Source organism: Massilia pseudoviolaceinigra, assembly GCF_030846505.1.
In the GTDB taxonomy this organism is placed as follows: Bacteria; Pseudomonadota; Gammaproteobacteria; order Burkholderiales; family Burkholderiaceae_D; genus Telluria_A; species Telluria_A violaceinigra.
Genome location: NZ_JAVCWL010000004.1, coordinates 34,794 through 57,422 on the forward strand (window position 1 = coordinate 34,794; position 22,629 = coordinate 57,422).

Annotated in this window: 20 protein-coding genes and 1 tRNA gene; 4 read left to right on the plus strand and 17 right to left on the minus strand. The window is 62.9% G+C overall.

Translation table 11 applies throughout. The annotated features are described in order from the left end of the window. Window positions 1-77: 77 nt before the first annotated feature. The 7 genes from RBA40_RS05025 to RBA40_RS05055 form a co-directional block, all read right to left on the minus strand. Window positions 78-983, minus strand: a complete 906-nt coding sequence (locus RBA40_RS05025; protein WP_306646472.1) for a hypothetical protein — start codon at window positions 981-983, stop codon at window positions 78-80. Window positions 984-1,131: 148 nt separating this feature from the next. Further along, window positions 1,132-1,944: a hypothetical protein gene (locus RBA40_RS05030; RefSeq protein WP_306646474.1), complete on the minus strand. Its 813-nt coding sequence runs from the start codon at window positions 1,942-1,944 to the stop codon at window positions 1,132-1,134. A 186-nt stretch (window positions 1,945-2,130) separates the two neighbouring features. After that, the gene (locus tag RBA40_RS05035; RefSeq protein ID WP_306646476.1) at window positions 2,131-3,042 is read right to left on the minus strand and encodes a CsgG/HfaB family protein; all 912 of its coding nucleotides are present in this window, start codon (window positions 3,040-3,042) and stop codon (window positions 2,131-2,133) included. After that, window positions 3,039-3,470, minus strand: coding sequence for a curli assembly protein CsgF (locus RBA40_RS05040; protein WP_306646477.1), 432 nt, complete (start codon window positions 3,468-3,470; stop codon window positions 3,039-3,041). The genes RBA40_RS05035 and RBA40_RS05040 overlap by 4 nt, the downstream gene beginning before the upstream one ends. 50 nt (window positions 3,471-3,520) lie before the next feature. Continuing rightward, the gene (locus tag RBA40_RS05045; protein ID WP_306646479.1) at window positions 3,521-3,979 is read right to left on the minus strand and encodes a CsgE family curli-type amyloid fiber assembly protein; all 459 of its coding nucleotides are present in this window, start codon (window positions 3,977-3,979) and stop codon (window positions 3,521-3,523) included. 746 nt (window positions 3,980-4,725) lie between these two features. After that, complete coding sequence (locus RBA40_RS05050) at window positions 4,726-5,481, minus strand: hypothetical protein (RefSeq protein ID WP_306646480.1); 756 nt, start codon at window positions 5,479-5,481, stop codon at window positions 4,726-4,728. Between the two features lie 282 nt (window positions 5,482-5,763). Beyond that, window positions 5,764-5,850: transfer RNA gene (locus tag RBA40_RS05055), tRNA-Leu, on the minus strand. Between the two features lie 147 nt (window positions 5,851-5,997). Here RBA40_RS05055 and RBA40_RS05060 point away from each other — a divergent pair. Further along, window positions 5,998-7,962, plus strand: coding sequence for an APC family permease (locus RBA40_RS05060; protein ID WP_306646482.1), 1,965 nt, complete (start codon window positions 5,998-6,000; stop codon window positions 7,960-7,962). Window positions 7,963-7,997: 35 nt separating this feature from the next. Here RBA40_RS05060 and RBA40_RS05065 read toward each other — a convergent pair whose 3' ends face one another. Next, window positions 7,998-8,468 carry a helix-turn-helix domain-containing protein gene (locus RBA40_RS05065; protein ID WP_306646483.1) on the minus strand — a complete coding sequence of 157 codons (471 nt, stop codon included), beginning with the start codon at window positions 8,466-8,468 and terminating at the stop codon, window positions 7,998-8,000. A 9-nt stretch (window positions 8,469-8,477) separates the two neighbouring features. Next, window positions 8,478-8,786 carry a DUF4258 domain-containing protein gene (locus RBA40_RS33515; RefSeq protein ID WP_374710453.1) on the minus strand — a complete coding sequence of 103 codons (309 nt, stop codon included), beginning with the start codon at window positions 8,784-8,786 and terminating at the stop codon, window positions 8,478-8,480. A gap of 293 nt (window positions 8,787-9,079) precedes the next feature. Here RBA40_RS33515 and RBA40_RS05070 point away from each other — a divergent pair, with 293 nt between their 5' ends. After that, window positions 9,080-10,144, plus strand: coding sequence for a DUF418 domain-containing protein (locus RBA40_RS05070; RefSeq protein WP_306646485.1), 1,065 nt, complete (start codon window positions 9,080-9,082; stop codon window positions 10,142-10,144). 42 nt (window positions 10,145-10,186) lie between these two features. Here the strand turns inward: RBA40_RS05070 and RBA40_RS05075 are convergent, their stop codons facing one another. The 7 genes from RBA40_RS05075 to hutC form a co-directional block, all read right to left on the minus strand. After that, entirely contained in the window at window positions 10,187-11,908 is a 1,722-nt protein-coding gene (locus RBA40_RS05075; RefSeq protein WP_306646486.1) for an ArnT family glycosyltransferase, read from the minus strand. 91 nt (window positions 11,909-11,999) lie between these two features. Beyond that, a complete protein-coding gene (locus RBA40_RS05080) occupies window positions 12,000-12,269 on the minus strand; it encodes a type B 50S ribosomal protein L31 (protein ID WP_054268338.1) in 270 nt (89 codons plus the stop codon). Between the two features lie 258 nt (window positions 12,270-12,527). Further along, window positions 12,528-13,790, minus strand: a complete 1,263-nt coding sequence (gene rho, locus RBA40_RS05085; protein ID WP_054268339.1) for a transcription termination factor Rho — start codon at window positions 13,788-13,790, stop codon at window positions 12,528-12,530. 144 nt (window positions 13,791-13,934) lie between these two features. Then, window positions 13,935-14,261 (minus strand): thioredoxin TrxA, encoded by a 327-nt coding sequence (gene trxA, locus RBA40_RS05090; RefSeq protein WP_099875075.1) that lies wholly within the window; start codon window positions 14,259-14,261, stop codon window positions 13,935-13,937. Between the two features lie 304 nt (window positions 14,262-14,565). Next, entirely contained in the window at window positions 14,566-15,048 is a 483-nt protein-coding gene (locus tag RBA40_RS05095; protein ID WP_306646488.1) for a response regulator, read from the minus strand. Between the two features lie 108 nt (window positions 15,049-15,156). Continuing rightward, a complete protein-coding gene (locus RBA40_RS05100; RefSeq protein WP_306646490.1) occupies window positions 15,157-19,005 on the minus strand; it encodes an ABC transporter substrate-binding protein in 3,849 nt (1,282 codons plus the stop codon). Window positions 19,006-19,143: 138 nt separating this feature from the next. Beyond that, window positions 19,144-19,863 (minus strand): histidine utilization transcriptional repressor HutC, encoded by a 720-nt coding sequence (hutC, locus tag RBA40_RS05105; protein WP_306646491.1) that lies wholly within the window; start codon window positions 19,861-19,863, stop codon window positions 19,144-19,146. 161 nt (window positions 19,864-20,024) lie between these two features. On the opposite strand from hutC, the gene ada reads away from it, so the two are divergent. Further along, on the plus strand, window positions 20,025-21,113 hold the full coding sequence (gene ada / locus RBA40_RS05110; protein ID WP_306646492.1) for a bifunctional DNA-binding transcriptional regulator/O6-methylguanine-DNA methyltransferase Ada: 1,089 nt from the start codon (window positions 20,025-20,027) through the stop codon (window positions 21,111-21,113). Then, a complete protein-coding gene (locus tag RBA40_RS05115; RefSeq protein WP_306646493.1) occupies window positions 21,110-21,802 on the plus strand; it encodes a 2OG-Fe(II) oxygenase in 693 nt (230 codons plus the stop codon). The genes ada and RBA40_RS05115 overlap by 4 nt, the downstream gene beginning before the upstream one ends. A 114-nt stretch (window positions 21,803-21,916) precedes the next feature. Here the strand turns inward: RBA40_RS05115 and RBA40_RS05120 are convergent, their stop codons facing one another. Then, the gene (locus RBA40_RS05120) at window positions 21,917-22,600 is read right to left on the minus strand and encodes a transposase (protein WP_306646495.1); all 684 of its coding nucleotides are present in this window, start codon (window positions 22,598-22,600) and stop codon (window positions 21,917-21,919) included. Between the last annotated feature and the right edge of the window lie 29 nt (window positions 22,601-22,629).

Here is a 22,629-nt window from a genome sequence, read left to right on the forward strand (position 1 = left end):
TTTATTGCATACGCGCGGGAGACGGGATGTTGGAATGAAAACGGCGCAGTTGCCTGCGCCGCCGGGTGGATCATTGGCTAGTGTTGGACGATGCCGACCACATTACCGCTGCCATGTTGCGTGACGTTGGCGCTATAGCTGTTGCCGGTCTGCGCGATCGACGAGGAATTGATTTTGCCGCCGGTGCCGAACTGATTGACCTGTGCCTTGTTGTCGTAACCGTTCTGCGAGACCAGCGATTCGCTGCCGACGCCGGCTTGCGTCAGGGTCGTCAGGTTTTTGTTGCCTTTCTGGTTGATGGCACTGACGTTTTTCTTGCCCGACTGCTCGGTGAGTGCATTGTTGTCCGAACCACTCTGGGCAATTGTGGAGCCAACCTGCTGAGCGTCTTTCTGGATTGCCTTGGCAGTATTCGAGTTGCCGCTCTGCTTGATGTTGACTTCGCTGAAATTCACCTTGGTCTGGGTGGCAACCGCGCTGTTCTGCGAGCCGTTCTGGTCGATATTGGCAATTCCGTGGCCGGAATCGAGCTGTTTGACTGCAATCTTGTTGTCGGAGCCGCTCTGCTTCGCAGTCAGCTGGGAATCGGAAACGTTTTGCTGCTCGAGCGTGGCAGCGTTCTTTTTGCCTTCCTGGGACAGCGAGGCTTTGCTCTTCTTATCATTGTCTTGCCGAATCGTGCCGGCATTTTGCTCGCCGCTCTGCGATACCAGGGCGGTCGACTGGGATGAATTTTCCTGGCGGATGGCGGCGCTGTTCTCGTTTCCTTTTTGAGAAATCTGAGCCTCGACATCCTGGCTCTTCTTCTGGAAGATGCCTGGATTTTTGGAGTCGCCCACCTTGTTGTTGTCGCCGACTTGGGAAATCGTCGCCTTCGCCCCTTTTGCATCAAGCTGCTCCGCATAGGCGCTGTTGCCGTTGCCTTTTTGCGAGGCGCTGACGGTATTGTCCGCGGCCTGGGCCGAGATGGTGGCAAACGCCAATGCCAGTGCGCTTGCCAGTGCCGATAAAGGATGTTTCATGATAGTCTCCGTAGATGAATGGGGTCAGGTCAGGTTCGATTCAGCGACCCCGATAAACTGAATACCGGCATGCGGCAATCACCGCGCGGGCCGGCGCCGCCGGTCAGCTTTAATGCTGATAGATACAGGCCTGGTTGGCGCTGCCGGTCTGTAGCACGTGCGCCGCCGCATCCGTGCCGGTCTGCGTGACAACCGCCGTGTTGGGCGCGCCCGCCGAGGCGGTCCCGGTTTGCGTCACCGTCACCCGGTTGCCGTTGCCGGTTTGCGTGATCAGGGAGTCGCTCAAGTGCAGGCCTTGCGCCAGGGTCGCCGCGTTATTGTTCCCGAGTTGAATGATGGCGCTCGCGTTATGGCTGCCCAACTGATCGCTGATTGCCTGATTGCCGCTGCCTGTCTGTGCAATCGACGAGGCGGTGGACATGCCGTCCCGTTGCGTTGCCGTCGCCATGTTCGCGTTGCCGATTTGGTGGACGCCGGCCGGCGCAAGGAGCACATTCTCCTGCACGAGCGCAAGCGAATTCGCGTCGCCTTCCTGCTGCAGGATCGCGCCTTCGACAGCCGACAGAAGCTGGGCGAGCGCGATCATGTTGTTGGTGCCGAGCTGCTGGGCGACGGCATGGAAGTCGTCGACATGCCGCTGCCGGAGATTGGCCAGATTGCCGGCGCCGCGCTGCTCGGCATGCGCCATGGAAGCCTGGACCCGGTCCTGGTCGATAAAGCCAGTATTGTGGTTGCCGGCTTGCTCCATCTGGCCAATGGCCCCTGTCGATTCGGTTTGCCCGATGCTGGCGCTGTTGACATCGCCACGCTGGGCGAGCGCGGCGCGCATGTCCGGGCCGACGATATCGTTTGCGGCCCAGGCTGTGGAGCCCGGGAACGCAACCGTGAGGGCGAGTGCCATCGCCGATAAAGGGGATTTCATGGAGTGCCTCCGTGGATTGTCGTGACCGGGTCTGGCGCGATTGAGCGACCCCGATGAGTGAACGAGTAAATGGATCAGCGACTTTCATGGTGAATCAGCGTGGCAGTCTTGCCGCTGCCATATTGGCTAAGCTGCGCGCTCCCTTCGCGGCGATGCCGGCGCGCAGCATCGATGGCAGGAAGGGATTCATCGCTCACTCCTTGCCTTGGCGGGAGCGCGCCGGCCAGCGGTGATGGTGCCGGACTGCTTGGGCCGATACATGGTGTCGCGCTCGTCCAGGTAACGCTGGAGCACCGGATTGGACCAGTGCGCCTCATCCTTCAAGGCCCAGCTGCCATCCTTCAAACCCTGTACGATCAGGTGGGCAACGCCGGCCTCGATCGCTTCGCCGACGCACAGCTGGGTCGGCTCGTTACGCGTCATGCCGCCTTCGAGTTCGAGCAAATCCTTCACGTTCACGAACTTGAACACGCTGGGATGGATCTCATACGAGTAGACCGTCTTGCTGGTCGAGACGCTATGCAAGACCTGCCCACCGCGAATATCGATGGTGCGCAGATTGACCGTGACCTGGTCGACCCGGTATTGCGTGCTCAGGCCAATGCCCAGGAAGCGCGCGCCAGCGCCGCCAGTGCGCACATTGCTTTCGTACGCAACGATGCCGCCCTCGATGAGCACCGACGCGGCCACCAGCGATGGAATCTGCACCAGCGGCGTGCCGGCCGGTTGCGGCATTTCCAGCGCCCGCATGATCTTGCGTTCGGTGAGCAGGTTCTGCAGGTTTTCGCGCTCGACCGGGATGAACCAGCCCGACTCCTTGAGCGCCTTGACCAGCATCGACGAGGCGCCCTGCGTGACCACGGTGGAAAACGAGCTGTCCGGGGATGGCTTGTATTGCCCGGTCTGGTCGCGGACGCCGTACACGGCCACGGCTACCTTGCCTTTTGGAGCGGGCAGGTTGAGCAGGTCGCGCGTGACCGGCGTGATGGGCGCCAGTTGCGCGGCGGCCGTGACCGCCGAGGGCGGATGGCGAAAGCTGCAGCCCGCGATCAGGCTGGCCCCGGCCGTGGCGGCAATCGCCCAGCGCAGGGCGTTCATTGTGCCACCTCGAAGGTGGTGGTGGCGCCGGTGCTCCGGTCGGTCGTTGTGATGCGCAGCATGCCGCCACCGAGGTCGACGACAGTGATGGTGAAGTTGGCGGTGGAGAAAGTTCCTGGCACCAGCTTGCCGTCCGGCCCCTGCAGTTTGGAGGTGGCGGCCGAGGCGAGTTGACTTAACACAGTGCGTTCGAGAGTTTGATTGAACTGTGCCAGCGGCGACTGGTCGAAGAAAGAAGAGCCACCGAGGCCCTTGTCCTCCTTGTGCTTGGTGGTAGCCGTCGCGCTTGCCAGCAGCCCTGGGCCGTTGGCCGGGTAGCCGCCGAACGACGGGTTGATGGGCAAATACACGAGTTCAGTCGCGGTGGCGGCGTTCGCCAGTACGACCAGGCACAGCGCTGCCGCGCGGGTGAGGGAATGGAGTGGCATGGCTGATTTCCTTACTTTGATGGAGTTGACAGAGACAGCGTTGAACAGACTCAGAATTCGTCGGCCGCGAGGTCGGCGTCGATGATGCTTTGGCGCTCGGCATCGGCTTGCAACACCGCCTGGTAGGTTCTTTCGGCGGCGTCTTCGCTGAGCGATTTGATGGCCCCCCGGGCGGTCGGCAGGCGCGTTTCGAACACGCGGCGCTGGGCGAAGTCGATCCGCACTTCGCTGCCACGGCGTGCCGACGGACGTTCGACGATGGCAAGGGTGAACCGTTCGCTGCCTTCTTTTTCGCGCCATGCGGCGATGAAGTACTGGCAAAAATCGTGGCCGGCAACGGTGACAGCCTGGCTGGTGACGACGCCGCTGTCGGTATCGGAGGCGAGCATCCGTCCGGCGTTACCGAGCTTGTCGGGCGCGTCTTGCGGGGTTGTTTGGCTGGCGCTTGCGCTGAGCCCGCATCCGAGCGACAGCGCGCAGATGGCGAATAGTGTGGTGGTCGGGGACATACGGCCTCGCGGTTGTTGTTATTGTTATGGCCTGAAATGCAGTGACAGATGAGCAGATGAGAAGAGAGTTTATCGAGGGCGACCTGGCCGGCTTTGATGGTTGTCAAAAAATTCAAGGTCCGGATTTCAAGCGCTTCGACTGGCTAAAGATCAAAGCTGGTGGACGCAGCGGTGATACAAGCGGGAGCGGTTCCCCCAAAAAAGAGCGCTGCCTTTTCAGGTCAGCGCGCTGGACAGGCAGAGTGGCGGAGAAGCACGGACGAAACGTCGGTCGGGCAGCAGACGCCTGTGCGGACGAGGGGCATTGGCTGCCATCGGGCGAGGGGTAGGATGTGGTGCTGCTGACCACGCAGATCGCACCGACCGTCAGTGCAAAGTCGGTCGAATTGGGTGTCGTGACGCCGCTGGCGTTGAAGGATTTTGTCGATTGAAACAGCGACGGGTCCTTGAAGATATCGAGCAGGTCGAGCAGTCGGGCGGAATGGAATGCCGCCAGCAGGCGGGCGGAAAGCTGGGCAAGCGCCGGCGATGCTGGACGGAGAAAGCCAGGTTGGTCCCGCGCCGGGCTGGCGCTGGCGCTGGTGATGGGCGGGAGGCGAGCGCTATCGCATTGCCGCCGGTCTCGCTCCCAAAAATAAAGCCGGAACCCTTTTCAGGGATCCGGCTTTGGCATGTGCAGCGCAGGCATCCGGCTACTGCGCGCTGATCGCCGCAATATCGGCCTCTGCATGCCTCATGCGCGTGAATTAATGCGCCACCCACCACTGTTGGGCGAACTCGCGATCAAACGCAGGCAAGATCGACTTTTGAATCGTGGTGCCGTTCAGTACCGGGAAGCGCGATTTGAAACTCGCTTCGTCGGTGCTCCACTGGTCGGAAATCGTAATGTCGAACGTCGATGTGGATGCGCCTGCAATCGCCTGGTCGATCAGGGGAATCGAAGGGCCGGCCTTGAATTCGTTTTCGTTGCGCTTGCGGGCAACGGCCTCGACGTGTCCGAGGTAGAAAATCCCGGGTGTGGTCGGAACCAGCCTGGCATGAATCGGCGTGAAAAACATGCCGTGGATAGGGAAGGAGCTGGACATGCCCGTAATGCCGCGAATGACGTACTCGCCTTTGTCCAATTCCATGCGCAGATAGTAAGTGCTGCCTGCTGGGGTATCGGTCTCGGCTTTTGCCAGGGCATCCATCGTGTAGTTAATCCGGTCGGCGCTTTCCTTCGCTTCCCCCTTTTCCACGTGCAGTGCGATCGCCTTTGGCTGATGGGACGTGCGGTGGATATTCTTGATGGTGGCAGTCATCAGGTAGACGGATTTGTCAGCGTTGACCGCCGCATTGTCGGTACCCGAGAACGGCATCTTGGTCGGCGTGGCGCAGCCGGTCAACAGGAAGAATGTGGTAACTGCAGCAGTGTTGATAAATTTGGAAAACATACTCACCTTAAATGTTATCGAATATAAATTACTACGAGAAATAACTTTTGCGTGGTTGCAATTTTCCATTACTTATTGCCGAATTTCAATATTTTCCTGCAATGTGTTGTAAATATCCGATGCGCGATGGCGTGTGCACGGCGCAAGACAGGTCGTCGAACCGCGCTGCGACGGTGTGGCGTTACTGGCTGGATGCGGATGAGGTGCGGGACGTAAACAGCATGCGCGATCTGACAGACAGGCGAGGCTGGTAGCGTCGGGGCGTATGGAAGATGTGGGGGATTTTTGAAGCAAGGCCAATGCGAGGCAACTGGCCGGAGAGTCTGGATGCGCGTAAGCGCGTCAATTCAGTGGTGCCGGGAGCCGGAATCGAACCGGCACGCTGTTTCCAGCGCGGGATTTTGAGTCCCGTGCGTCTACCTATTCCGCCATCCCGGCAACGCGACCCGCATTATGGCTGATTTGCCCGGTTCAGGCAACTCTTTCGCGTTTTGCGCAGCCGGCTGTCATGACACCAGCCCGGCGAACGGCGTATGATCTCGTCTACCTTGGGCTACGACGCCGTCCGTACGGGCCGCGCGCACGATGAATAACAAGAAGATCCGCGAACTCATACTCGGCAAAGCGCTCGACCCGATGAAAAGCGAAACCCGCCACTCGATGGCGCTGGTCGCCTTTCTGGCCTGGGTCGGACTCGGCGCGGACGGCCTCTCGTCCTCCGCCTACGGCCCGGAAGAAACCTTTCGTGCGCTTGGTGGCCATACCCACCTCGGCCTGTACCTGGTGCTGGCCACCGCCGTCACCGTGTTCGTCATCGCGCTGGCGTATAACCAGGTCATCGAACTGTTCCCCACGGGGGGCGGCGGCTACCGCGTCGCCACCAAGCTGGTCGGCCCGTATATGGGACTGGTCTCGGGCTGCGCGCTGATCCTCGACTACGTGCTCACCATCGCCATTTCGATCGCGTCCGGCGTCGACGCCCTGGCCTCGTTCCTGCCGCTCGGCTTCCAGCCGTATAAACTCTGGGCCGAAGCGTTTTTCATTGGCCTTTTGATCGTGATGAACCTGCGCGGCCTGAAGGAAGCGATCCAGATCCTGCTGCCGATCTTCCTCGGCTTCGTGGCCACGCACCTGGTGCTGATCGTGTACGGCATCGTCGCGCATGCGTCCTACCTGCCGCAGCTGATCCCCACCACCATGATCGAAACGCGCGAACTGGCCAGCAGCATCGGCTGGACCGGCGTGGCGGGCATGCTGCTGCTGGCCTACTCGCAGGGCGGCGGCACCTACACCGGCCTCGAAGCGGTGTCGAACAACGTCAACCTGCTGGCCGAACCGCGCGTGCGCACCGGGAAGATGACGATGCTGTACATGGCGCTGTCGCTGGCCTTCACCGCTTCCGGCATCATCCTCCTGTACCTGCTGTGGGACGCCAAGCACGTGGCCGGCCAGACCCTCAACGCATCGACCTTCAAGGCCATCATCGACAGCATGGGCCTGGGCGGCCCGCTGCTCAACCAGATCCTGCTGGTGATCGTGCTCGCGTTCGAGGCCGGACTGCTGTTCGTGGCCGCCAATACCGGTTTTCTGGGCGGCCCGTCGGTGTTGTCGAACATGGCCGCCGACTCCTGGGTTCCGCACAAATTCCGCTACCTCTCGACGCGCCTGGTGACGCAGAACGGCATCCTCGTGATGGGCATCGCCGCGCTGGCGATCCTGTTCTGGACCGAAGGGAAGGTGACCCTGCTGGTGGTGCTGTATTCGATTTCCGTATTCCTCACCTTCGCCATTTCGCTGTTCGGCTTGTGCCGCTACTGGTGGCAGAGCCGCAAGAACGAAGGCCAGATCTGGGTACGCCGCTTCCTGCTCTCGCTGACCGGCTTCGTCATCTGCGCCGCCATCCTGGCGATCCTTTTGTACGAGCGCTTCACTGAAGGCGGCTGGGCGACCATCGTCATCATCGCCGCCATCGCCGCGCTGTGCGTCACCATCCGCAACCACTACCGCGAAACCAAGGCCGCGATCCACTCGGTCGACGAAGTGTTCGCCAACCAGCCCTTCGGGCCCGTGACCGAACCGGTGGAGCCGAAGGCGGATGACCAGACCGCCGTGTTCATTGTTGGTTCCTCGCGCGGCGGCGGCTTGCATGCCTTGCTGTGGGTGCTGCGCATGTTCCCCGGCCACTTCAAGAACTTCCTGTTCGTGAACGCGCGCACGGTCGATTCGCATGCTTACGGCGGCATCGGCGCACTTGAAAAAATGCGCGAGGAGGCGGCCGATACGCTCGAATATTTTGTCGATTTCTGCCAGAGCCACGGCATGGCCGCGTCGTCGTATATCAGCTTCGGCACCGACGCTGTCGATGAAGTGACCCGGCAGTGCGAAGAGATCAACCGCGAGTATCCGAGTTCGATTTTCTTCACCAGCAAACTGATTTTTGCGACCGATAACTGGTTCACCCGCCTGCTGCACAACCAGGCCGCGCTGGCGGTGCAGCGCCGCCTGCACCTGGAAGGCTTGCAGATGGTGATCCTGCCGATGAAGGTCTAGTGCACTATACGGCCGGGGAAGCACAGCGACGGAAGTTAAGCTGGCTCAAGCAATTGTTCGTTGCCCTCTGCAGCGAGCTCCCATGTCCAATTGTGGTCGGTCTCCGAAACGATGATCCGGATATTGCTAACGCGGTCAATTGCATTGAGCGTGTCCACGGCAGTCGCCGCTTTGTCATTTACAGTGTGTTGTTGGAGGTAGATGAGCCGTATCAGGAAATCTTCGGCTTTTGGAATACGTCCTTGCTTTTCCCACTTCGCGATGGATTGTTCTGTGCAGCCAAGTAACTTGCCCAACGATTTTTGTGAAAGCAGTAACGCGCTGCGCAGATAACGGAACTCGGCACCTGTGAGTTTGCCGGGCTTATGTGCCAGCGCGAGGCAGATGGTCCGGATGAGCCCATCGAGGTCGTGATACGAGACGGTTTTCCCGTACGGCGTTTCTTTCTCGACGTAGCCGTTTTTGAGCCATACGTTGCGCAAGCCTCCGTCGGTAAAGTGAAACATGTTTTTCTCCTATGCGTGCATCGCAGTGACGATGATCAATCCCGGATCATCTCTGACCGCGACGATGACAGCCACCCGGTATCCGGCACTAAAATTCTCCATTTTGCATTCGACCGAACCCTTCATCGCATTAGGTTCGGGAGTTCGCTTGATCCGTCCCGTTCTCCAGGTGTCAAGGACGCAGGCTTTCGTGATTCTCCTGGAGCGCATTTGTTCTTCCACATGCTCCGTGAAGAATAGCTTTGACGTATCCTTGGACTGCTCATGTATCAGGGCTCCAAGCTGCGCCATTGATAGTTGAGTTCTCTTAACATTCATGTGCTTGCTGACCTATATAAAATATAGGTTAGTCCTGTTGAATGTGCAATCGTGTTGTATGGCGCCGTTGCCCTCCTTTTTGACATACGCCGCTATCCTTTGTTCCGGAACTCGCGGAGTACGATTGATCAACCGAGAGGGCTCCGATGGCCGGTTCGTACGGCCCGCATCCGGCCGGTCGGCACGGCGGCGCCTGGAAAATACGACGATGCATAAGCGTTGCTGATCGAAACCCCATTTTCAACAAGCGCCAATCAGCATGCTACATTGTGATTTTTCCAATGTAGCCATCCATGAAACAGCGTATCGTCGGTCTCGACCTGGCCCGGGCCCTTGCCGTCATCGGCATGGTGGTCGTCAATTTCAAGGTCGTGATGCATGCCGGCGCGACCGATGCCTCGTGGTGGCTGGCGCTCTTCGATGCGCTCGACGGACGCGCTTCCGCCATCTTCGTGGTCCTGGCAGGCGTCGGCCTGTCGCTGGTCTCGCAGCGCGCGCGCCAGTCGGGCGATGCTTGCGCGCTGCGCGCCGCCCGCGCCGGCATCCTGAAACGCGCCGCCTTCCTGTTCGTCGCCGGCCTGCTGTACGTGCAGGTCTGGCCCGCCGACATCCTCCATTACTACGGCGCCTACATGGTCATCGGCGCGGCCGCGCTGTCATGGCGCACCGGCGCCGTGCTCGCCGTCGCCGCTGCCATGGTGGCCGGCTTTGTTCTGCTGGCCACGAACCTCGACTACGGCACCGGCTGGAACTGGGAGACACTGGCCTACACCGGCTTCTGGACGCCCGCCGGCTTCGTTCGCAACCTGTTCTTCAACGGCTTTCACCCGGTGTTCCCGTGGGCCGGCTTCCTGTTGCTGGGAATGGCCGTCGGCCGCGTCGACATGCAATCGACCGCCGTGCTTTACCGGGTCTTCATGACCGGCCTTGTGATGGCCATCGCAGCCGAATCGACCATGTTGATTGGCCAATCGCTTGCCCCGCCGGGAACGGGCATCTGGTCGCACCTGTGGTCATCCGGCCCGCTGCCGCCGATGCCGCTGTACTGGATCGCCGCCGCCGGCGACGCCATGGCGGTGATCGCCGCCTGCGTCTGGATCGGCCAGCGCTGGCCCGGCGCGTGGCTGCTGACGCCCCTGGTGCATAGCGGCCAGCTCGCGCTCACGCTCTACATCGCCCACATCGTCATCGGCATGGGCGTGCTCGAAGCGCTTGACCTGCTCAATGGCCGCACGCTCGCCTTTGCGGTGAGCAGCGCGCTGCTGTTCTCGGCTTGGGCGGTGCTGTGCGCGCACCTGTGGCGCCGCCGCTTCGCGCTTGGGCCGGTCGAGTGGCTGATGCGGCGCTGCACCGGGTAAGCGCGTACTCACTACGCCAGGGCGCCGAACGACGCGTGCCGTTCAGGGCGCGCGCTGATACAGGCGGAAGCGCTCGTCGCGGTCGGCCGCGCGCCGGCCTTCCCACAGCAGGCGCCACTCGGCACCCGGCGGCGGCTTGGCCAGTTCGCGTTCGTCGTGCACTTTCACGCTGTCCTGCAGCAGGATCAGATCGCACTTGGCCGATCCGATTTGATCGAACGGCAGCTTGCCGTAAAACGCCAGCGAAGCACGCTGCGGTGCGCCCACGTTGGAATTGATGCAGCCCGAACCCGGCGGCAGCGAGCCGGCGATCTGGCGCGCCACGCTGGCGTAGCTCTTGCTGTAATTGAAGTCCGGCAGGAACAGCGTCATGAGCAGCACCCACAGCAAGATCAGCCCGCCCGACGACAGCACCACGGCGCGCCACAGCACCGCCGGCTGGCGCGAGATGCGCCAGTGGACCAGCGCGATCCAGCCGATGGTGGCCCCAAGCGCCACCACGAACGCCAGCACACCGACTTCGGGCCGGAAGCCCGGCAGCAGCTTGAGCACATTCTTGGCCAGCTGCGCGGGCCAGCCGGTCAGCTTGGCGATCCAGAACAGCCAGACGATCGCGCCCAGCATGGTCAGCACCATCACCGAGAACCAGTCGATGGCATTGATGGCGCCGCGTTTCATGGTCGGCAGCCCGAACGCGGCCATGATGGCCAGCGGCGGCAGCAGCTTGAGCAGGTCGCCGTTTTCCGGCAGCGGATCGCACAGGATCAGCAGGGTGAGCGCGCCGACGAAAAACAGCGGCAGCACGATGTGCAGCAGATGGTCCTGGCGGCGCCAGGCGTAAATGGCCCAGCCGGCGAACGGCCAGGCCGGCCAGAAGAACCAGATGCCGACACGGAAAAAGGTCTTGATCGAGACCCAGCTCGGCAGCCCCATCTGGCGTCCGGTCCAGCCCAGCCAGGCCGCCACCGGATTCAAGCCGTACGGCTGCATCAGGATCGCCGGCAGCACCCAGATCATCGAGATCAGCACCGCCGTCAGCACCGCCAGGCCGAGGTGGCGCAGGGTTGGCACCAAGGGCACCGACAGGAAACGCGTGCACAGGAACAGGGCCAGCAGCAAGGTCAGCGGCGTGAGCAGGCCGCGCGTAAGTACCAGCGCGCCCAGCGACAGACCGATCAGGACCGCATTGCGCACCGTCTGCGCTTCCACGTAGCGCACCGCGCGGTACAGGAAATAGGCGACCAGCCCGCCCTGCAGGGTGACGGCCAGGGTTTCGTGGCTGAACATCAAGAGGCCCAGGCAGCCGAGGTAGATCAGCGCGGCCGTATCGGCCAGGGTGCGGCCGTAGTCGTCCGGCTCGGGCTGGCCGCCGAAGGCCAGCCGCAGCGGCTGGGCATCCTGGCGCCGCCCCAGGTGGAAGGCGGTCCACCAGACCGAGGCCGTGCCGGCCAAAAAGATGCCGATGGTCGACATGCGCGCCGCCATCATGTCGCCCATCAGAGCGCCGAACAGCTTGATGCACAGCGCGCCCAGCCAGAAGGCGAGGGGGCCGTCGTCGGGCACCTGCATGCCGGCGATATTCGGTACCAGCCAGTCGCTCGCGCCGCCGTGGGCCATGGTCCACATGATGCCGAAACTGCCAGCATCATCTTTCCAGTCAGCACGCCCGATCAGGCCGGGCAAGATGTACAGCAGGCCCAGCGCAAACAGGGCCCAGCGCGGGAGGGCGAGGGTGGCGGCGGCGGAAAGACGGACGGGTTTCATCGATAACGGGGGCATCGGGAATGGGGAGAGGACGTAGTATCAACGAAAAAAAAGCAGCCGGGGCTGCTTTTTAGGACTGCATGGCAAAAACTTAGCCGTTTGCAACTGCGGTTTTGGAGCCGACGGCGCCAAATTTCTGACGGAACTTCTCGACGCGACCAGCGGTGTCGACGATTTTGTGCTTGCCGGTGTAGAACGGGTGCGATTCAGCCGACACCTCGATCTTCACCAGTGGGTATTCTGCGCCCTCGTGGGTGATTTTTTCGCGGGTCTGGATGGTCGAACGGGTAACGAATTTGAAATCGCACGACAGGTCGTGGAATACAACGTCGCGGTATTCTGGATGGATATCTTTACGCATGGTCTTGCCTCGGTTAGTTTGGTAGCCAAACTGCACTTCGTCGGTCGTCTTGCCTCGTGACCCGATTGCCGCTCACTTGCCAGGGGTTAAATACTGCAACCGGCGATTATACAGCGATTTTTCGTGACAAGTCACGAAAAAGTGCCGGGATCAGGCTCCGGTTTTTCCGTTGGGGGTCAGCCCCGGGTGTTGTCTCGGTGTTGCCCAGAACGAAAAAAGGACGGCCGCAGCCGTCCTTTCGCGATGCTGCCGGGGGTGTCAGCCGCCGCGGCGCATCATGTCGAAGAACTCATTATTGTTCTTCGTGGCCTTCATCTTGTCGAGGATGAACTCCATCGCTTCGATCTCGTCCATCGAGTACAGCAGCTTGCGCAGGATCCAGATCTTCTGCAGCTGGTCGGCCTTGATCAGCAACTCTTCGCGGCGCGTGCCGGATTTGTTCAGGTTGATCGCAGGGTAGACGCGCTTTTCGGCCAGACGGCGCTCGAGGTGGACTTCCATGTTGCCGGTGCCCTTGAATTCCTCGTAAATCACGTCATCCATACGCGAACCGGTTTCGATCAGGGCGGTGGCGATGATGGTCAGCGAGCCGCCTTCTTCGATGTTGCGTGCCGCACCGAAGAAACGCTTCGGACGCTGCAGCGCGTTGGCATCCACACCACCGGTCAGTACCTTGCCCGAGGCAGGAATGACGGTGTTGTAGGCGCGCGCCAGGCGGGTGATCGAGTCGAGCAGGATGATCACGTCTTTTTTCATTTCGACCAGGCGCTTGGCCTTTTCGAGCACCATTTCGGCCACTTGCACGTGGCGCGTGGCTGGTTCGTCGAAGGTCGAGGCAACCACTTCGCCGCGCACCGAGCGCTGCATTTCGGTCACTTCTTCAGGACGTTCGTCGATCAGCAGCACGATCAGGGTGCAGTCCGGATGGTTGGCCGTGATCGCGTGGGCGATGTGCTGCAAGATGACCGACTTGCCCGATTTCGGGGACGCCACCAGCAGGCCGCGCTGGCCCTTGCCGATCGGGGCGATCAGGTCGATGATGCGGCCGGTGATGTTTTCCTGGCCATTCATTTCGCGCTCGAGGCGCAGCGGCTCGTTCGGGTGCAGCGGGGTCAGGTTCTCGAACAGAATGCGGTGCTTGCTCGCTTCCGGAGATTCGCCATTGACCTTGTCGACCTTGACCAGCGCGAAATAGCGCTCGCCGTCTTTCGGGGTGCGCACTTCGCCTTCGATCGAATCGCCCGTATGCAGGTTGAAGCGGCGGATCTGCGAAGGCGAGATATAGATATCGTCGGTCGAGGCCATGTAGCTGGCATCGGGCGAGCGCAGGAAGCCGAAGCCGTCCGGCAGCACTTCGAGAGCGCCGTCGCCAAAAATCTGTTCGCCCGATTTCGCGCGCTTCTTGAGAATGGCGAACATCAGTTCTTGTTTGCGCAGGCGGGCTGCGTTGTCGATATCGAGGCCAATCGCCATCTCCAACAGAGCGGAGACGTGCATGGCCTTCAGTTCAGATAAGTGCATGAGTTGAGTCCCGTGACGGGAAGTAAAGGTAGGGGAGGGAACTGCGTGGGTTAATCATCTGGGAAGAAATCAGTCGAGGCCAACTCGCTTCCCGGCCGGACAAGACGGCAGCGCGGGCGCGCTGCGGTCACGTTGTACTTGGTCTTAAATATTGCTGTCGATGAAGGAGGTCAACTGACCCTTCGTCACCATGCCGATTTTCTTGGCCGCTACAACGCCATTCTTGAACAGAATCAGGGTCGGAATGCCGCGGATCTCGAACTTCGGCGGAATGCCCTGGTTGGCGTCCACATCCATCTTGGCGATGACCAGCTTGCCTTCGTATTCCTTGGCGACTTCTTCCAGGATCGGAGCGATGGCCTTGCACGGACCGCACCACTCGGCCCAGAAATCGACCAGCACCGGACGGTCCGACTTGAGGACATCCGCTTCAAAAGATGCATCGCTAACGTGTTTAATATTTTCGCTCATGTTTTCCTCTAAATGAGGTAGGGGGTCAATAACGCCTGGGGGATAAGCCGACCCTGCTTCGGGGAACCTCGAACCACCTGCCGCGCGGCGCACGATGCGTTCTGCGAGGCTCGCCGTACCTTGGTACGGCTGCGCTTCTCGAACATATCTTGTGCCGCTCGCGACGGTTTTCGAAGTCCCCTTCGGTATCGCCAGCCAGTTTCCTTTTTCATCTTGCAACACTATGGTGGTGACGGTGTGTGCAAATTCAATATAGGGAAGGGCGGCAGAGGGTATCAGGCGGGGATTTAGCCGAAATAATAACCTATTTTCCCGAAAGGGGAGAAAGATTGTACGAATTCTCTTGCCCCGGACTGTTCGACGCCACCAGCGGGGCCAGCGCCGCCTGCAGTTCCTGGGCGCTGATCGGCTTCTTGAAGGCGCCCAGCACGTTCAGTCCGTGCGCCTTGGCCAGCCGCTCGGCCGCCTTGCGCACGCCGCTGTCCATGCCCGAGAGCAGCATCACGCCGCCGCCGAAACCGGCCGCAGCCGCCGCCTGCATGAATTCGATGCCATCCATGTCCGGCATCGACAGGTCGCAGATCAGCAGCTCCGGCGCATCCGACGCCAGGCTGGCCAGGGCACGCTTGGCGTCCGATTCGGCGCGCACCTCGAAACTGACAGCGGCGCCGGCCGCGGTGCCGATATCGGCCAGCATGTCGGTCAGCAGTTCCAGCATAAAATGATCGTCGTCCAGCAGCAGCACGCGGATGCGTGGGGCCGGGGCCTTGTTGGCGGGGTCGTCCATGGTTGTCTTTGGCGGCTGTTATTGTCGTTATTGGCGTCACGCGAACTGGCGCATGCCCGGCTATTATCCCGGAGATCGCCCCCGAACGGCAGGGGTGCGCGCGTTTTTTTAGGCGTCGTTGGCAAATGTCGTGTTCTGCATGATCTGCTCGGTGATGCGCGCCAGCAGCGGCCAGAGCTGGGCAACCAGGGCCCTGGCCTCGGCCCGTTCGGTGGCCGGGCTGCCATGGGCGAGGTTTTCCAGGCGCAGGCACAGCTCGCCCATGCCCATTGCCCCCACCGTGCGCGCCGACGACTTGATGCGGTGGCCCAGCTCGCGCACGCGCTGGATGTCGCCGGCCGCCAGCGCCGCTTCCATCTCGTCGAAACCGGCCTGGGTGGTCTGCAGGAACTTGAAGGCGAACTTGCGCACCTTGTCCTGATTGTAGCTGAGCAGCTTGGCCAGCACCGTCAGGTCGATCACCTCAGGGTCGCCCGCCACCGTGCGAAAGCCGGGCTGGGAGGGCGCGGCCGGCGCCGCCACCGCCGCCGGCACGCGCGGCGGCAGCCAGCGCGCCACCGCGTCGCACAGCACCGTAGGCTGGATCGGTTTGCTGATGAAGTCGTCCATGCCGGCCTGCATGCAGCGTTCGCGGTCCGCGCTGGTGGCGTTGGCCGTCATGGCCAGCACGCGCAGGCCGGCCAGGCGCGGGTCGAGGCGGATCAGGCGCGTGGCCTGCAAGCCGTCCATGACCGGCATCTGCACATCCATCAGCACGCAGTCGAAACTGGCCTTGGCCAGCAGATCGAGCGCTTCCAGGCCGTTCTGCGCCAGGCACACCACGCAGCCGGCTTCCTCCAGCATTTCGAGGGCGATCTGCTGGTTGAAGATATTGTCCTCCACCAGCAGGATGCGCGCGCCGCGCAGCAGCGCATCCTGGCCGGGCGCGCGCGCGCCGGCCGTGGCGGCATCGGTACCGGCGTGCGCGCCGACGGCGGCCGGATCGAGCTTGCCCACGCGCGCCGTGAACCAGAAGCAGCTGCCGCTGCCCGGATGGCTCTCGACGCCGACGTCGCCCCCCATCAGCTGCGCCAGCTGCTTGCAGATCGCCAGTCCCAGGCCGGTGCCGCCGTACTCGCGCGTGGTCGAAGTGTCGGCCTGCTGGAACGACTGGAACAGCTTGGCCGTCTGCTCCGGCGTGAGGCCGATGCCGTTGTCGCACACCTGGAAGCGCAGCAGGCAGTCGTCGGCGCGGTCGTCGATATTGTCGATCCGGATCGTGATGCTGCCGCTGTCGGAAAACTTGATCGCATTGTGGGTATAGTTGATCAGCACCTGGCCCAGGCGCAGCGGATCGCCCTGCAGCGCCGGCGGCAGCGCCGGATCGAGCTCGAACACCAGCGCCAGGTCCTTGGTGGCGGCCTTGGGCGCGACCACCGTCGACAGGGTCTGGATCACATGGTCGAGCGTAAAGGCGACCATTTCCACTTCCAGCTTGCCCGCCTCGATCTTGGAAAAGTCGAGGATATCGTCGATGATGCCCAGCAGGTGCTCGCCGGCGAAGCGGATTTTTTCGATGTAGTCGCGCTGGCGCGGATTCAAGTCGGTCTTGAGCGCCAGGTAGGCCATGCCGATCACGCCATTCATGGGCGTGCGGATTTCGTGGCTCATATTGGCCAGGAACTGGCCCTTGGCCATGCTCGCTTCCTCGGCCACCTTCTTGGCCTGGTCCAGCTGCGCGGTGCGCTGCTGCACGCGCTCTTCCAGGTGCTCGTTCAATTCGCGCAGCTGCTGCTCGTTGCCGATGCTGGCGCTCATATCGACCATCATCGCGATCAGGTACTCGCTCTGGCCCTGCTCATTGCTGACCGGTTTCCGGATGGTGCGCACATGCTGCTCGCGGCCCAGGCGCGCGTTGTACACCGTCTCGACATCGTCGAGCATCACGCCGCCTGCGAAGGCTTCGCGTTCGCGCGCGCTCAGCATGCCGCCCGTGCCCTGTTCGTCTCCGCTCAACTGCGCCAGGGTCAGGCCGAACTGGCTCTCGCAGGCGCTGTTCATGAGCGTGACGCGGCCCTCGGTATCCTTGATATACAGGCCGATCGGCATCATCTGCAAAATCTCGTGCAGGCGCGCCGCCAGCGCCTTGAGCGTCTGCTCGGCGCGCTGGCGCTCGCTGATGTCGCGCAGCGACACGATGGTCAGCGTATGGCCCTGCAACTGCATCGGCGTGCGATTGACTTCGGCCGGAAACTGGCTGGCGTCGCGCCGCTGCGCCGTGAGCACCTGGTTCGGCGCGCCCGGCGTGCGCACGCCCGGGGCAAGCTGCTCGGCCGGCATGCCGATCAGGGTCTCGAGCGCATACCCGAAGCTGCTCGCGCACAGATGGTTGGCATGGCGGATGCGGCCCTCGGCGTCGAGCACCAGCATCGCTTCCGGCGACGCTTCCAGCACCGCGCGCACGCGCGCCTCCTCGGCTTGCTTGCGGTCGCCGATATCGGCCATGGTGCCGCTCACGCAGCGGGCGCGCGACTTCGCATCGCGTTCGACCACGATGCCGCGCCCGAGCATCCACTTCCAGCGGCCATCCTTGCAGCGCATGCGAAATTCGCACGCCAGCACGTTGCTGCCGTTCGCGGGCGACTTGAGGCAGGCCGAAAGATCGGCCTTGAGGCGCGCCACGTCTTCCGGGTGCACATGCAGCAGCCAGGCGTTGAAATCGAGCGCGAATTCGTCCGGCCCATAGCCCAGCAGCTCCTTGAAGCGCGCCGACAACACCAGCTCGCCGCTGTGCTGGACCCACTCCCAGGTGCCATGGCCGGAGCCGTCGAGCGCGAAGCGCAGCAGGTTCTCGCTGCTGGCCAGTTGCGCGCGCGTGGCAGCGAGGACGGTGCGTTCGGTGCGCAGGGTGGCCGCCATGCGCCGCAGGCGCCACATGGCCACCCCGGCCACCAGCAGCAGCGCCGCCAGCGCCAGCGCGGCCAGGTAAGCGGGCGTTCCGTGCGTGCGCGGTGCCTGGTACAGGAAGCCATCGAGCGAAAACCCGGCCGGCAGCAGGCCAAGGCTGGCGTAGGCGGCCGCGATGGCGCGCCAGCGCTCCGGATTGCTGTAGCCTGGCTCGAGCATGTCCGCCTCCATCAGCGGCACAATGCCGCGCGCCTCGTACAGCAGGTGCTCGCGGCTGAGGCGATGCGGATAGCGGGCCCGGATCAGGTCCACGATGTCGGCCTGGTGCGCCAGCGCATAGCTCCAGCCGCGCAGGGTGGCCGCGCGCATGGCGGCCGCGCGCGCCGGATGCTCGCGCAGTTCGGTCTCGCTGGTAAACAACAGGTCGCCGTAAAAATCGATGCCGGCCGAGCGCGGCGTGAGCATGATAAAGCGGGTGCGCTCGCGTTCGAGCAGGTAGGGCTGGTCGGTACTGAAGGCCGACATGGCAGCCACCCGGCCGCTGGCCAGGTCGCCCACGTTATAACTGTGCCGCACCTGCGCATAGTTGGCCAGCGGCGCCCCGAACTTCTTCATAAAGACCAGCAGCTCCACGCTGTTGGGCGAAATCATCACCGTGCCGGTGGGCGGCAACTCCGGCTGGCCGTCGGCGCCGGCGCGCGCCAGCAGCACCGCCGGCGAATGCTGGAACACCGACGCCAGCACCACCACCGGCTTGCCGCGCCCGCGCGCCACCAGCAAATTGGAATTAGCCACCCCATATTCGGCCGCGCCCGAGGTTACCGCCGACACCGCGTCGTCGCCGCGCTCGGCCTCGCGCAACGTCACGTCCAGCCCCGCCTCCCGGTAAAAACCCTGTTCCTGGGCCGCGTAATAGCCGGCGAACTGGAACTGGTGCTGCCACTTAAGCTGCACCACGACTTTTTCCAGCGCCAGCGCGTCGGCGCCCGTCAGCGCCGCCGCCAGCAGTGCGCAGGCGCGCAGCCAGCGCAACGCGTCACGGGGGCGGGTGAACAAGGTCGGAAAGGGCATGGCGGGGCCATCGGAAGAGGAGTTAAGCTACCTCCATAGTAGCCATTTTTTGACTCCGGGAATTTACCAAAAGGAATCTTCGCCTATCGTGCGGGCAAAAGTGTCGTATTTCTGCTGTTGCTGAGAGGTTCGGCCTGCTCAGCCGACCTTGCCGGTGAACTGATACAGCTGGCCGGGATGCCACATTGTCACCACTGACGCGATTTGTCCAAGGGCGTGTGTCTTGCGCTTGAGCACCAGACAACACTGGCGCGGCCCGATCGCCAGCATTGCGGCGATGTCGCGCGGGGCGGGCAGGGCTTCGATGCTGTAGCTGGCGCTTTGCAGGGGCGCGGCCTTCATCAGGTGCTCGTTGGGCGTGATGGCCGCAAAATCCTGGGCCAGGTAATCGGGCGCGCAAGCCGGATTGACCCAGCGGTCCTCGACCTGGATCGGCACCTCGTTCTCGAAATGCACGATCACCGAATGAAACAGCGGCTGGCCGGGCGCCAGCTCGAACTGCAGCGCCAGCAGCTCGCTGGCGCGCGCCTTATCGAGCAGGTGCAGGCTGCTGCGGTGACGGTGGCCGCGGGCGCGGATTTCATCGGCGATGCTGCGGATTTCCACCAGCGTGGCCTGGTACTTCTGCGGCGCCACAAAGGTGCCCGAGCCCTGGCGGCGCGTCAGCACCTGTTCGGCCGTCAGCTCGCGCACGGCGCGGTTGACGGTCATGCGCGAGACCCCGAACTGGCGTACGAGGGCCTGCTCGGACGGCACCACATCGCCCTCCTTCCAGCGCCCGGCGGCGATTTCGCCCAGCAGATAATCCTTGATACGCTGGAAAATCGGCGTCGTGTCTTGCGCAATCTGCTGTTCCAAACTACTCTCCGAAGGCCGGCTCAAACCCTGATTCTAGCACCGTGGGCGCAGCGCCGGATTCAAAAGCAAGCAGCGGGATGACCGCCGGCGCCGGGCCACCTACGATGGGTGCATGCGATTCGATCGCGAACCGGATCAGGAACGGCAGCGGGAGCACAGCCATGAAAACAGCAATGAGCATGAACAGTACCAGCTACGATAGCGACGACGCGCGCTGGGCCGCGGTGCAGCGGCGCGATGCCGGCGCCGATGGCGTCTTTTATTACTCGGTCAGGACCACGGGCGTCTACTGCCGGCCCTCGTGCGGCGCGCGCGCCGCCCTGCGCGCCCACGTCGCCTTCCACCCCAGCGGCGCCGAGGCCGTGCGGGCCGGCTTTCGGCCTTGCCTGCGCTGCAAGCCGGACCAGCCGCCGCTGGGCGAACGGCACGCCCAGATGGTGGCGCGCGCCTGCCGCCTGATCGACGCCAGCGAGGCCGGATTGGACCTCGACAGCCTGGCCGAGGCGTGCGGCATGAGCCGCTTCCATTTTCACCGCGTCTTCAAGCACCACACCGGCATCACGCCCAAGGCCTACGCCGCCGCGCGCCGCGCCGGCAAGGTCGACGCCGGCCTGGCCACGGCCGGCAGCGTCACCGAAGCCATTTACGCGGCCGGCTACAACTCCAGCGCGCGCTTCTACGCCAGCGCCCCCGCGCGGCTCGGCATGACCCCCACCGCCTGGCGCGCCGGCGGCAGCGGCACCGTGATCCGCTTCGCCATCGGCGCCTGCTCGCTCGGCGCGATCCTGGTGGCGTCCACCGACAAGGGCATCTGCGCCATTTTGATCGGCGACGACCCCGACCTGCTGGCGCGCGACCTGCAGGACCGCTTCCCCGCGGCCGACCTGCGCGGTGCCGACGCCGGCTTCGAAGCGACGGTCGCGCGCGTGGTGGGCCTGGTCGAAGCGCCCGGCGTCGGTCTCGACCTGCCGCTCGACGTGCGCGGCACCGCCTTCCAGCAGCGCGTGTGGCAGGCGCTGCGCGACATCCCGGCCGGGCAGACTGTCAGCTACGCCGAACTGGCCGCGCGCATTGGCTTGCCGGCCGGAGCGCGCGCGATCGCCGGGGCGTGCGCCGCCAATCCGGTCGCGGTGGCGATTCCCTGTCACCGGGTGGTGCGCACGGACGGCACGCTGTCCGGCTACCGCTGGGGCGTCGAGCGCAAGCGCATCCTGCTCGAGCGCGAGAGCGGCGATGGTGGCGCGGCATGAGCGTGGCGATCGACTGGGACCGCATCGGCGCCGACCTCGATGCGCACGGGTGCGCCGTGGTGGAAGGCTTGCTCGATGCGCGGGAATGCCGCGCCTATGCCGGCGCCTACGACGACGAAGCGCGCTACCGCAGCCGGGTGGTGATGGAGCGGCATGGTTTCGGGCGCGGCGAATACCGCTATTTCGGATACCCGTTGCCCGAGCGTCTGGCGGCGCTGCGCGCGGCGCTGTACGAACCGCTGGCGCGCATTGCCAACCGCTGGCATGAGGCGCTGGGGATCGAGACGCGTTTTCCGGCGCGGCACGGCGAGTTTCTGGCGCGCTGCCACGCGGCGGGGCAGGAGCGGCCCACGCCCCTGATCCTGTGCTATCGCGAAGGCGACTACAACTGCCTGCACCAGGACCTGTACGGCGAACACGTATTCCCCTTGCAGGTTGCGGTACTGCTGTCGCAGCCGCGCGAGGATTTCACCGGCGGCGAATTCGTGCTGACCGAACAGCGCCCGCGGATGCAATCGCGGGTCGAGGTGGTGGGACTGGGGCAGGGTGATGCCGTGATCTTCCCGGTGAACCAGCGGCCGGTGAACGGCACGCGCGGCGTCTACCGCGTCAGCATGCGGCACGGCGTGAGCCGCTTGCGGTCCGGGCAACGCCACACCCTCGGCATCATCTTCCATGACGCCGAATAATCCTACAACCGGGGTCAGAGCTCTAATTTGAAATTTTGGACGATCATTCTCCAATCCGGGTCAGTTCTCTTACAACCGGGGTCAGAGCTTTAATTAGAAATTATTGCCCATGGCCTAGTCTCGACACCGTCCTCGCCGCCTTGGCATGACGTCGTTTCCGCTGACGATTGCCATCCGCTCAATGAACTCTTCGCTTCCAAATACGGCGTTCCGATTAGTGGCATGGCGTACTTGCTCGATCATTGTCCAAGCCATTTCTTCCTCGAACAATGCGCGATACCTGAGCTGACATTCGAGCCGCTCTGTGCCGAGTGCTGCATAGAGAGCGTGCGGTTCGACAATGTTGCTTGTTGCTCCGTATGCATTCGCTTGATAACTCGACCACCGGTAGTCCAGCGGGTGAGCTACCATGCCGGCGCGCACCGGGTTCAGTTCGATATAGCGCTGGCACACAAACAGATATCGTGCGTCCTGGACCAGACACGAGCGATATCGTCCCTGCCATAGCGTGCCCGTTCGGTTGCGCCGCCGGTTGACATACGGAACGTAGCGCTCTCCCAGCGTCTTCATCATGGTCGCTGGTGATGAGCAAGACTGCGGAGATATCAGTAAGTGCACGTGGTTCGTCATCAGCACATACGCATGCACGCGACATCCTGCCTGTTGAGCTGATAGTCGAAGCATATCGAGATACACGAGATAGTCCGCTTCAGCAAAAAAACAGGGCGTGCGGTTATTGCCTCGTTGAATAATATGAAGAGGAATGTCGGGGATAATCAAGCGGGTTCGGCGGGGCATAAGGTGCTCCGGAAAAATGGTGGGCATAA

What these genes read in the sequence shown, in the direction of transcription:
- RBA40_RS05040 (WP_306646477.1), bottom strand. Translation starts at nt 3,470, where the DNA reads ATGCCACTCCATTCCCTCACCCGCGCGGCAGCGCTGTGCCTGGTCGTA.
- RBA40_RS05120 (WP_306646495.1), bottom strand. Translation starts at nt 22,600, where the DNA reads ATGCCCCGCCGAACCCGCTTGATTATCCCCGACATTCCTCTTCATATT.
- RBA40_RS05075 (WP_306646486.1), bottom strand. Translation starts at nt 11,908, where the DNA reads ATGAAACCCGTCCGTCTTTCCGCCGCCGCCACCCTCGCCCTCCCGCGC.
- RBA40_RS05050 (WP_306646480.1), bottom strand. Translation starts at nt 5,481, where the DNA reads ATGGAAAATTGCAACCACGCAAAAGTTATTTCTCGTAGTAATTTATAT.
- RBA40_RS05070 (WP_306646485.1), top strand. Translation starts at nt 9,080, where the DNA reads ATGAAACAGCGTATCGTCGGTCTCGACCTGGCCCGGGCCCTTGCCGTC.
- RBA40_RS05065 (WP_306646483.1), bottom strand. Translation starts at nt 8,468, where the DNA reads ATGTTTCACTTTACCGACGGAGGCTTGCGCAACGTATGGCTCAAAAAC.
- RBA40_RS05095 (WP_306646488.1), bottom strand. Translation starts at nt 15,048, where the DNA reads ATGGACGACCCCGCCAACAAGGCCCCGGCCCCACGCATCCGCGTGCTG.
- RBA40_RS05080 (WP_054268338.1), bottom strand. Translation starts at nt 12,269, where the DNA reads ATGCGTAAAGATATCCATCCAGAATACCGCGACGTTGTATTCCACGAC.
- RBA40_RS05100 (WP_306646490.1), bottom strand. Translation starts at nt 19,005, where the DNA reads ATGCCCTTTCCGACCTTGTTCACCCGCCCCCGTGACGCGTTGCGCTGG.
- trxA (WP_099875075.1), bottom strand. Translation starts at nt 14,261, where the DNA reads ATGAGCGAAAATATTAAACACGTTAGCGATGCATCTTTTGAAGCGGAT.
- RBA40_RS05035 (WP_306646476.1), bottom strand. Translation starts at nt 3,042, where the DNA reads ATGAACGCCCTGCGCTGGGCGATTGCCGCCACGGCCGGGGCCAGCCTG.
- RBA40_RS05045 (WP_306646479.1), bottom strand. Translation starts at nt 3,979, where the DNA reads ATGTCCCCGACCACCACACTATTCGCCATCTGCGCGCTGTCGCTCGGA.
- RBA40_RS05060 (WP_306646482.1), top strand. Translation starts at nt 5,998, where the DNA reads ATGAATAACAAGAAGATCCGCGAACTCATACTCGGCAAAGCGCTCGAC.
- RBA40_RS05030 (WP_306646474.1), bottom strand. Translation starts at nt 1,944, where the DNA reads ATGAAATCCCCTTTATCGGCGATGGCACTCGCCCTCACGGTTGCGTTC.
- ada (WP_306646492.1), top strand. Translation starts at nt 20,025, where the DNA reads ATGAAAACAGCAATGAGCATGAACAGTACCAGCTACGATAGCGACGAC.
- RBA40_RS05115 (WP_306646493.1), top strand. Translation starts at nt 21,110, where the DNA reads ATGAGCGTGGCGATCGACTGGGACCGCATCGGCGCCGACCTCGATGCG.
- rho (WP_054268339.1), bottom strand. Translation starts at nt 13,790, where the DNA reads ATGCACTTATCTGAACTGAAGGCCATGCACGTCTCCGCTCTGTTGGAG.
- RBA40_RS33515 (WP_374710453.1), bottom strand. Translation starts at nt 8,786, where the DNA reads ATGAATGTTAAGAGAACTCAACTATCAATGGCGCAGCTTGGAGCCCTG.